8 protein-coding genes and 1 pseudogene are annotated in these 9,909 nt (G+C 67.7%); 2 read left to right on the top strand and 7 right to left on the bottom strand.

The window, feature by feature from the left end; genetic code table 11:
* From ACKVMH_RS10980 to dnaA, 7 genes and pseudogenes are all read right to left on the bottom strand, one after another.
* A pseudogene (locus tag ACKVMH_RS10980) lies at nt 1-296 on the bottom strand (energy transducer TonB); the annotation flags it as partial.
* 161 nt (nt 297-457) lie between these two features.
* Nucleotides 458-1,693: a tetratricopeptide repeat protein gene (locus ACKVMH_RS10975; protein WP_412700309.1), complete on the bottom strand. Its 1,236-nt coding sequence runs from the start codon at nt 1,691-1,693 to the stop codon at nt 458-460.
* 108 nt (nt 1,694-1,801) lie between these two features.
* On the bottom strand, nt 1,802-2,620 hold the full coding sequence (locus ACKVMH_RS10970) for a M48 family metallopeptidase (RefSeq protein WP_215219074.1): 819 nt from the start codon (nt 2,618-2,620) through the stop codon (nt 1,802-1,804).
* 76 nt (nt 2,621-2,696) lie between these two features.
* Entirely contained in the window at nt 2,697-5,168 is a 2,472-nt protein-coding gene (gyrB, locus tag ACKVMH_RS10965; RefSeq protein ID WP_215219075.1) for a DNA topoisomerase (ATP-hydrolyzing) subunit B, read from the bottom strand.
* 127 nt (nt 5,169-5,295) lie between these two features.
* Entirely contained in the window at nt 5,296-6,411 is a 1,116-nt protein-coding gene (gene recF, locus ACKVMH_RS10960) for a DNA replication/repair protein RecF (RefSeq protein ID WP_412700310.1), read from the bottom strand.
* A 103-nt stretch (nt 6,412-6,514) separates the two neighbouring features.
* Entirely contained in the window at nt 6,515-7,615 is a 1,101-nt protein-coding gene (dnaN, locus tag ACKVMH_RS10955) for a DNA polymerase III subunit beta (RefSeq protein ID WP_215219077.1), read from the bottom strand.
* A gap of 254 nt (nt 7,616-7,869) precedes the next feature.
* A complete protein-coding gene (gene dnaA / locus ACKVMH_RS10950; RefSeq protein WP_412700308.1) occupies nt 7,870-9,198 on the bottom strand; it encodes a chromosomal replication initiator protein DnaA in 1,329 nt (442 codons plus the stop codon).
* Nucleotides 9,199-9,396: 198 nt separating this feature from the next.
* On the opposite strand from dnaA, the gene rpmH reads away from it, so the two are divergent.
* The gene (gene rpmH / locus ACKVMH_RS10945; RefSeq protein ID WP_031374044.1) at nt 9,397-9,537 is read left to right on the top strand and encodes a 50S ribosomal protein L34; all 141 of its coding nucleotides are present in this window, start codon (nt 9,397-9,399) and stop codon (nt 9,535-9,537) included.
* 79 nt (nt 9,538-9,616) lie between these two features.
* The coding region (rnpA, locus tag ACKVMH_RS10940) for a ribonuclease P protein component (protein WP_412700307.1) at nt 9,617-9,909 on the top strand (293 nt) is incomplete at its 3' end.

Below are 9,909 nucleotides of genomic sequence, written 5' to 3'. Positions count from 1 at the left end.
GGCTCGGGCGGCGGCGGCAGCGGGGTCGGCTTCGGCGGCGACAGCTCCTTGGGCGGAGTGATCGGCTTGGGCGGTTCCGGCGGCGGCGGCGGCGGCGGCGGGGGCGGCGGTGGTGGCTTGATGATGTTCACCAAAGTCACCTCTTCCTCGGCCTTGTCCTGCGGCGGAGGCGCCATCGGCGCAAGCAGCAGCAGCAGTGCCGCACAGTGGACGGCGATCGCCATGGTGATACCGGCGATACGTGCCCAGTTCAACCCTTCGTCGCGGTCGTCGTGTGTGTTAACGGGGTTTTCCAAGTCTTGCGTCATTGCGCCGTCAGCTCGGGGAGGAAAGCCGGGCGCTGGCAGGCGCCGCGGGAGGTCTGGCTCTCATGGGGTTTGACGCCACGGGAACCTCCTAGGATATACCAAAGTCCGTTGGCGGTTCCAAGCGGATTCTGGCGTTTTCGTGATGCCGGTTAGTCGCTCGCGGCCTTGATGATGCCGCGTGCTTCCGCCGGGTCCGGGACGCCCTTCTCGAGCGCGCGCCCGGCGGCCTCACCCGCCTCCGCGTCACGTCCCTCGTTGAGCAGGACCTTGGCGAGGTTGAGGTAGGTGCTGCCGTCGTCGTCCAGCGGGGCCGCCTTGCGGTAGGCCTCGATGGCCGGCGCGATCTGGCCGGAGAAATAGTACGCCTGCGCGAGCGCAACGCTGGTGTTGAAGTCCTCGGCCAGGATGCCCTTGTCGACGCCTTCGTTGATAACGGCAATCGCCTCGGCCTCTTTACCTTCCATGTTGATGTAGGTGGTGTACAGCTGCTGGTACTCGACCGCCTCGGTCAGCTGGCCGCCGGTGCGCAGCTTCTCCAGCACCGCCAGCGACTTGTCCTGCATCCCCGCCTGCTGGTACACGGCGGCGAGGTTGAGCTGGGCGCGGCGGTCGTCGGGCTTGGCGGCGGCCACCTGCTCGGCCATCCGCACCGCTTCGTCGGCATTGCCGCTACGCGCATGGGCCTGCATCAGCAGCGCCTTCCATTCCGGCTTCGGATCGTCGCTGGCATCGATGGCCTGCTGCATGACGGCAGCCGCCTCCTCGTTGCGGTCCATCAGGAACAGGGTCTGTCCCTTCATCATTAGGGCTTCGGCGTCGCCGCCGCCGGTTTCGCCCAGGAAACGGTCGTAGGTCGCCAGCGACTGCTCGTATTGCTTCTGCTGCTGCTGAAGCTGCGCGAGGTTGAGCATCATCGCGTAGTGGTTGTTGTTGTCGAGCGCATCGAGCGCGACGATCCGCTCGAACATCTCCAGCGCCCTGGCGGTATCGCCGGCGTCGTAGGCCACTTGGGCTGCCGTCTGGGCGGCCAGCGCCTTTTCGTAGTTGCTGGTGTCCTCGCTGGCCAGCAGCGATGCGGCGATCGCGCCCGCCTCGGCGGACTTGCCCTCGGCCTGCAGGTCGACCATTTCCTGCAGCTTCTTGCCCGTGCGGCCCGAGGTCTTCAGCCCCGGCGACTCGCGGGTGGCCAGCGGGTAACGCTGCTGCGCCTCCTTCGAGGCCCGGGAACTGCGCCGGTCGGAACGCTCACGCCGTTCGATGCGCTGGTCGGACGCGGGATTGGCACCGGTGTCCTGGGCCAGCACGGCGGGCGACAGCGTGAGCGCCATCGCGACACCGGCGATCAGCGCCATCGAACGGCGGTATCGGGAGATCTGGATTGTCATGGGGGCCCCACAGGAATCGCGGACGGATGATGCAGCGTTGTCCAAGGGGGGTGAACCTAGCAGAAAGCCCGCTTCGGCCGCCATCTTGTGGGTCGGGTTTTTTCGTGCTTACCCGCAGCTGGGCTTGCGCCCGGCTGCCTGCGCCTGCTGGTACACCGGCATCAGGTCGGCCGCGCGCGCGCGCAACTCGGCGATACGGCTCTGCGGTTCGGGGTGGGTGGAAAGCCACTCCGGACCCCGGCTCCCGCCCGCGGCGATCATGTTCTGCCAGAGGTTGACCGCCTGTTCCGGGTTGAACCCCGCCTCTGCCATCAGGCGCTGTCCGACGATGTCGGCCTCGGACTCCTGCGCCCGGTTGTTGGGCAGCAGGAACGCGGCCTGGACCGCGGCGCCGCCGAGCTGCTGCGTGGTCTGCGCGGCACCCGACCCGTACTGCGACCCGACCAGCGCGCCAAGGATGCCGATGCCGGCCTGCGCGCCCATCTGGCGGGTGACACGCTCGTCATGGTGGCGGGAGACGACGTGGCCGATCTCGTGCGCGATGACGCCGGCCAGCTGGTCCTGGTTGCGGGCCACGCTGAAGATCCCGGTGTACAGGCCGACCTTGCCGCCGGGCAGGGCGAACGCGTTGGGCTCCTTGTTGACGAACAGCGCGCTTTCCCAGCCCGTCTGCCAGCCCGAGGGCAGCTGGCGGGTGATGGCACTGACCACGCACCGCATGTAGGCGGTCTGGCTGGAGTTGGTGCTCTGCGGCAGCTTCGCCTTGTACTCGGCGAACGCCTGCGCGCCCATCTGGTTGAGCTGCTCCTGGGGCACCGCGCCGACCTGCTGGGTACGGCCGGTGGGGGAGGTGGTGGTGGCGCAGGCGGCGGTGACCGCCGCGATCGCCAGGCCGAGCAGCAACGGTTTGATGGGCGCGGATTTCATGGGCGCGATTCCTGTTCCGGGACGGTTCTTGTAAGCCGCCCCGGATGAATGGGCCGTCAAAGCACGCGGGGCTGGTTCAGATGTCGAGATTGGACACGCGCAGTGCGTTTTCCTCGATGAACTCGCGGCGCGGCTCGACCACGTCGCCCATCAGGCAGCTGAAAATCCGGTCGGCCGCGACCGCGTCCTCGATCCGGACCTGCAGCAGCCGGCGGGTCTCCGGATTGACCGTGGTCTCCCACAGCTGCTCGGGGTTCATTTCGCCCAGGCCCTTGAACCGCTGGATCTGGCGACCCTTCTTGGCTTCCTCCAGCAGCCACGCCTGGGCCTCGGCGAAGCTGTCGACCGGCTGCGCGCGGTTGCCGCGGACGATCTGCGCACCCTCGCGGACCAGGCCGTGCAACTGCGCAGCGGCCTCGCGGACCGCACGCAATTCGCCGCCTTCGAACGCGGCCAGCGGGAGCATCTGCAGCAGTTCCTCGCCCATGTGGGTTCGGCGGACCAGCAGCGCGGCCGGGTGGGCGTCGGTGGCCGGCTGCAGGCTGACCGCATAACGCGGCTTGCCCAGGCCACTGCGATTGAGTCGCTTTTCCAGCGCGTCGAGCTCGTGGCGCTCGTCGACGTTCTCGCTCAGGTGCTCGGTGTCGAGCGGGGTGAAGTCGATCAGCGCCTCCAGCACCAGCGGGTCGTAGCGGTGGGCGTTGCGGGCGATCGTCTCGCGAGCGCCGGCGTAGGCCAGCAGCAGCTTCTCCAGCGCGCCGCCGGTGATCGGCGGCTCGCCGTCGGCGGGCACCAGCGACGCGTTCTCGACCGCGTTGCCGGCCAGGTACGCATCCAGCGCCGCGTCGTCCTTGAGATAGAGCTCGTTCTTGCCCTGCTTGATCTTGTACAGCGGCGGCAGGCCGATGTAGATATGGCCGCGTTCGAGCAATTCGGGCATCTGCCGGTAGAAGAACGTCAGCAGCAGGGTGCGGATGTGGCTGCCGTCGACGTCCGCGTCGGTCATGATGATGACGCGGTGGTAGCGCAGCTTGTCCGGGTTGTACTCGTCCTTGCCGATCCCGGTGCCCAACGCGGTGATCAGGGTGCCGACCTCGGCCGACGCCAGCATCCGGTCGAACCGCGCGCGTTCGACGTTGAGGATCTTGCCTCGCAGCGGCAGCACCGCCTGGTTCTTGCGGTTGCGGCCCTGCTTGGCGGAGCCGCCGGCCGAGTCACCCTCGACGATGAACAGCTCCGAGAGCGCCGGGTCCTTCTCCTGGCAGTCGGCCAGCTTGCCGGGCAGCCCGGCAATATCGAGCGCGCCCTTGCGGCGGGTCAAGTCGCGGGCCTTGCGGGCCGCCTCGCGGGCACGGGCGGCGTCGACCACCTTTTCGCAGATGGCACGGGCTTCCTGCGGGTGTTCCTGCAGGAACTCCTGCAAACGTGCGCCGAAAGTATGCTCAACAACGGGTCTCACTTCGGATGAGACGAGCTTCTCCTTGGTCTGGCTGGAAAAGCTGGGGTCCGGCACCTTGACCGACAGCACCGCGATCATCCCTTCGCGCATGTCGTCGCCCGACAGGTTCACCTTAGCCTGCTTGGCAATGCCGTTCTGCTCGATGTAGTTGGTCAGGGTCCGGGTCAGCGCCGCGCGGAAGCCCTGCAGGTGGGTGCCGCCGTCCTTCTGCGGGATGTTGTTGGTGAAGCAGAACATCGTCTCCTGGTAGGAGTCGGTCCACTGGATCGCCACGTCGACGGTGATGCCATTCTGTTCGCCCGACACCGCGATCACGTTGGGGTGCAGCGGGTTCTTGAGTTGGGCCAGGTGCTCGACGAAGGAAGCAATGCCGCCCTCGTACTGGAAGACGTCGCGCTTGCCCTCGCCACGCTCGTCCTGCAGCGTGATCTTGACCCCCGAGTTCAGGAAGGACAGCTCGCGCAGGCGCTTGGCCAGGATGTCGTAGTGGAACTCGACGTCGCTGAAGATCTCGACCGACGGCTTGAAGCGGAGCAGGGTGCCGCGCTTGGTGGTCGCCTCGACCTGCTTGAGCGGGTACAGCGGCTCGCCCAGCGAGTACTCCTGGCGGTGGTGGTAGCCGTCGCGCCAGACGTCCAGCCCCAGGTGCTCGGACAGGGCGTTGACCACGGACACACCGACACCATGCAGGCCGCCGGAGACCTTGTAGCTGTTGTCGTCGAACTTGCCGCCCGCGTGCAGGACGGTGAGGATGACTTCGGCGGCGGAAACGCCTTCTTCCTTGTGGATGTCCACCGGCATGCCGCGGCCATTGTCGAGCACCGATACCGAGCCGTCCTCGTGGATGGTGACGATGATGTTGTCGGCGTGCCCGGCCAACGCCTCGTCGACCGAGTTGTCGACCACCTCGAACACCATGTGGTGCAGGCCGGTGCCGTCGTGCACGTCGCCGATATACATGCCGGGACGCTTGCGCACCGCCTCGAGGCCGCGCAGGACCGTGATCTTGCTGGAGTCGTAGGCCTGCGATTGGGCGTTGCCCGACTCGGGGTCCTGGGGCGACGAAGGTTCGTGCTCGATCTGGGTCATGCGCAACGGGCTCCGACGACGTGGCGCGTCCGGCGGACGCCCCATGCCGAAAATCACTGGAATAAGTGGGTTCAAGTATAGCGGACGCGGCCACCCGAAGCCTGCGGCAGGCTGTCCGCCGGCTGATTCAGGCGGGCTCCGCGGGCGCGATCCGGCCATGTTCCACGTGGAACCGAGCGACACCGGACGAGCCGGACGCGAGCGCCGCAGGTACCGCGGTGCCGGTCACCAGTACCTGCGCGCCACTGGCTCCAAGCCGTTCAATGACGCGCGTCTGGTGCGAGTGGTCCAATTCCGAGGCCAAGTCGTCAAGGGCGATGACCGGCCATTCCCCGCACCAGGACGCCAGATGCTGGGCTTGGGCGAGCAGCGCCGACAGTGCCACGAGTTTCGCCTGGCCGCGGGACAGGGCTTCGCGACCGGGGAGGGCGGAAAAACCGAGGCGAAAGTCGGCGCGGTGGGGGCCGACCGAGGTAAAGCCGGCCTGCTGGTCGCGCACGCGGCTCAGCAGCAGCGCATCGGCCAACGGCACCTCGTGGCGGCGCCAGCCTGGCGCGTATTCCAGCGCGACATCCCCCAGTGAAGGGACAAGATCCCGCCCGATCTGACGGTATGCGGGCTCCAGCATCGCCAGGTAGCCCTCGCGGTGGCTCGACAGTTGCTCACCCGCGGTCGCCAGCTCGTGATCCCAGGCGTCCAGCTGCGCGGGGCCGCCGCGGGACTTCAGCAGGGCATTACGCTGCTTGAGGGCGCGCGAGTACCGGCGCCAGATCGGCATGAACTCATGTTCCACGTGGAACAGGCCCCAATCCAGATACCGACGTCGCGTGTCTGCCGAACCGCTCACCAGCGCATGGCTGCCCGGTTCGAAGGTCACAACGGCGAGCGCCGCGATCAGTTCGCCCAACTGGCTCACCTGCGCCCCGTCGATCCGCCCGCTCCAGTCCGCGCCGGAGTGGCGCAACCCTGCACGGCGGGTGACGCCACCCCCGACATGCAGCGCCCCGGACCCGACCTGCTGCCATTCGACGAATACCTCGAGGGCCGGCGCTCCGGTCCGGATCAGGCCATCGCGCACCCGTCCACGGAAGCTACGGCCATACGCCATGAGATGCAGCGCTTCAAGCACGGTGCTCTTGCCCGCGCCGTTGTCGCCGGTGACCACGTTGAGTCCCGGGCCCGGGCGCCAGCTCGCCTCTTCGAAGCGCCGGACGTTGCGAAGGTCGAGTCGGGTTACCCGCACACCGCCCCCTCTGTCGGGCTGCGCGTCCGCCACACAGCAGCACGCCCGGGCGGGCCGGGCGTGCATGTCGACTCAGTTTGTTCCACGTGGAACACCGTTCGCGTTAAAGCCGCAGCGGCATGACGACGTGGCGGCAGCGGTCGTTGGAAGCCTCGCGCACCAGCGCGGAGGAGTTCGCGTCGCGAAGGGCGAGGGTGACCTGCTCGTCCTTCAACGCGGTCAGCGCATCGAGCAGGTAGTTGACGTTGAAACCCACCGACAGGTCATCGACCCGGGTGTCGGCCTCGACCTCTTCCTGCGCCTCTTCCTGCTCAGGGTTGTGCGCACTGATCTTCAGCTGGCCCGGCGAAACCTCGATGCGGACGCCGCGGTACTTCTCGTTGGACAGGATCGCGGCGCGCTGCAGCGAGGCGCGCAGGACCTCGCGGTCGATCCGGACCTCCTTGTCGGCGCCGATCGGAATCACCGCCTCGTAATCGGGGAACCGGCCATCGATCAGCTTGCTGGTAAAGGTCACGTCGTCTCGCTTGACCCGGATGTGGCCTCGGCCCATTTCCAGCTCCAGCTCCCGCTCTCCACCTTCCAGCAGCCGCTGCAGCTCGGTCACGCCCTTGCGCGGCACGATGATCTGCCGCTTGGTCTGGGCGCTGCCCTCGTAGGCTGCCTCGCACAGGGCGAGGCGGTGGCCGTCGGTCGCCACGCAGCGCAGGCTGTCCTCGCGGAGGTCGAACAGCAGGCCATTGAGGTAGTAGCGCACATCCTGCTGGGCCATCGCGAATGCGGTTCGCTCGATCAGCTCCTTCAGCGTCGCTTCCGGCACGCGCACGCGCTCGGTGGCCTCGACCTCGTCGATCGACGGGAAGTCGTTGGCGGGGAGACTGGCCAGGGTGAAGCGCGAGCGCCCGGCCTGCACCGTCACCTTGTCGGCGCTCTGGCTGATCGAGATACGGCTGCCGTCGGGCAGGGCGCGGACGATGTCGAACAGCTTTCGCGCCGGGATCGTGGTTTCGCCGTCGGCGGCGTCCTCGACCGCGATGCGCGAGACCATCTCGACTTCCAGGTCGGTGCCGGTCAGCGACAACTGTCCGTCGCGCACCTGGACCAGCAGGTTGGCGAGCACGGGCAGGGTCTGTCGCCGTTCGACCACGTTGACGACCTGCGCCAACGGCTTGAGAAACACTTCGCGTTGCAGGCTGAAACGCATGCGGTCCTTCCCCTATGCCCAATACAAAAGAGTTGAATAAATCAAAAGCTTGGTGGTGATGGAGCGTCCGGAAATCCGGGAAAACACGCCTAACTCGTTGAACTTACGGCGTTTTGTAGCCCTTCAATCTCCGGGACAACTCCCCGCCGGAGCCGGGGACATGCTGTGGACAACTTTGCGGGCGTGCCGGCCGGGCCGGCTTGTCCACAACTTGTCCTCAGCCGGTGCACATCGTTCGCGCACCCGGTCGAACGCTACTCGCTGAGCTTTCGGATCAGCTTGTCCCAGTCCTCGCGCATCTTGCCGTCCGTCTCCATCAGGCTGCGGATCTGGCGGCAGGCATGCAGCACGGTGGTGTGGTCGCGGCCCGCGAACGCGTCGCCGATCTCGGGCAGGCTGTGCTCGGTCAGTTCCTTGGTCAGCGCCATCGCCATCTGGCGCGGACGGGCGAGCGAGCGGGTCCGCCGTTTCGACAACAAGTCCTTGATCTGCAACCCGTAGTAGTCTGCCACGGTCTTCTGGATGTTGGGGATCGAGATCGACTGCTGCTGCGAGCGCAGCAGGTCGCGCAGGGTCTCCTGGGCGAACTCGGTCGTGATCGCCCGGCCGGTGAAGTTGGCGCGGGCTGCCAGCGTGTTGAGCGCGCCCTCCAGGTCGCGCACGTTGGACCGCATCTTCTTGGCCAGCAGGTAGGCCACTTCCTCGGGGATCTGCGCGCCACGCTCGGCGGCCTTGGACAGGACGATCTGGGCGCGGGTCTCGAAGTCCGGCGGGTCGATCGCCACCGACAGGCCCCAGCCCAGCCGCGACTTCAACCGTGGCTCCAGCCCCTCGACCTCGCGCGGGAAACGGTCGCACGTGAGGATGATCTGCTGCTTGCCGTCGATCAGCGCGTTGAAGGTGTGGAAGAACTCCTCCTGGGTGCGGTCCTTGCCGGCGAAGAACTGGATGTCATCGATCAGCAGCGCGTCGACCTGCTGGAATTGTTTCTTGAACGCCGCCATGCCGTTGGTCTTGTCCTGCAGCGCCTTCATCAGTGCGGCCAGGAACTGCTCGCTGCGCAGGTACAGCACGCGCATCGACGGGTCGGCCGCGCGCATCGCGTTGCCGGCGGCGAACATCAGGTGGGTCTTGCCCAGACCGGTGCCGCCGTACAGCAGCAACGGGTTGTGGGCGCGGTCGCCGGGCTTGAGCGCGGCCTGCCAGGCGGCGGCGCGGCCGAGCTGGTTGCTCCGGCCCTCGACGAAGTTGTCGAACGTGTAGTGGCTGTCCAGGTTGCCCACGAACGGCTCGGAGGGCAGGGTGGCAGTGGGACGGGCCGGCGCGGCGGCCATCGGGGCGGCCGCGCGCGGCAGCGAGCCGACCTCCAGGCTGACATCGTCGTTGCCGGCGAAGTGACCGAGCAGCTCGCGGATCCGGTCCAGGTAGCGCTCGCGGACGTGTTCGACCACGAACGCGTTGGGCGCGTACAGCACCGTGGCGCCGTCGCGGCGGCTGGCCTGCAGGGGTTTGAGCCAGGTGTGGACGTCTTCGGCCGGGAACTCGGCTTCGAGGCGTTCAAGGCAGCGGGGCCAGGCGTCCATAGGGTGTGTAATGACCGTGGTGCGTGAAGACATGGACGGACCCCGCGCGCGGCCGGAGGGCCACGGCGCCGGGGCGAACAGGGCCGGCCAGACTAGCACCGGGCACCGCTGGCGAACAGGGAAAGGCCGGGCCGGCTTGACCGCACCACCGGGCGGCCGCTAGAATTTCCGGTTCCGCATAAACCCCAGAGCCGTACCATGGCCACCAAGCGCACCTATCAGCCCAGCAACCTCAAGCGCAAGCGCGACCACGGCTTCCGTGCCCGCATGGCGACCGCCGACGGCCGCAAGATCCTCGCGCGTCGCCGCGCCAAGGGCCGCAAGCGTCTCTGCGCCTGATCACCACGTTGCCGGTTCCGGGTATCCCGGGCCGCACGTAGTGTCGCGACGGCCGCCCATCGCCGCCGTCGCCTTCCAGATGACCACGAACCGCTTCCCGCGCACCGCGCGGGTTCGCGCGCGTTCCGACTTCGACCGCATATTCAAGCACGGCCGGCGCGTGGCGCTGCCCGTGCTTGCGTTGCATTGGCACCGGCCGTCACCGGATGAGGTCGTCGTGCCCGCCGCGCCCGAAACCGGGCCGCGGCTGGGCCTGGCGGTGTCGCGCAAGGTCGACCGCCGTGCGGTCGGCCGCAACCGGATCAAGCGGGTCCTGCGCGACAGCTTCCGCGAGCACCGCGGCCGCCTCGCCGGTGGCGACTACGTCGTCGT

Source organism: Lysobacter zhanggongensis (assembly GCF_046638635.1).
GTDB lineage: Bacteria > Pseudomonadota > Gammaproteobacteria > Xanthomonadales > Xanthomonadaceae > Novilysobacter > Novilysobacter luteus.
This window is presented reverse-complemented; position numbering and strand designations above follow the sequence as displayed.

Bases quoted from the DNA above. Each gene is read 5' to 3' on its own strand.
- rpmH (WP_031374044.1), top strand. From the start codon at position 9,397: ATGGCCACCAAGCGCACCTATCAGCCCAGCAACCTCAAGCGCAAGCGC.
- gyrB (WP_215219075.1), bottom strand. From the start codon at position 5,168: ATGACCCAGATCGAGCACGAACCTTCGTCGCCCCAGGACCCCGAGTCG.
- ACKVMH_RS10970 (WP_215219074.1), bottom strand. From the start codon at position 2,620: ATGAAATCCGCGCCCATCAAACCGTTGCTGCTCGGCCTGGCGATCGCG.
- ACKVMH_RS10975 (WP_412700309.1), bottom strand. From the start codon at position 1,693: ATGACAATCCAGATCTCCCGATACCGCCGTTCGATGGCGCTGATCGCC.
- dnaN (WP_215219077.1), bottom strand. From the start codon at position 7,615: ATGCGTTTCAGCCTGCAACGCGAAGTGTTTCTCAAGCCGTTGGCGCAG.
- dnaA (WP_412700308.1), bottom strand. From the start codon at position 9,198: ATGGACGCCTGGCCCCGCTGCCTTGAACGCCTCGAAGCCGAGTTCCCG.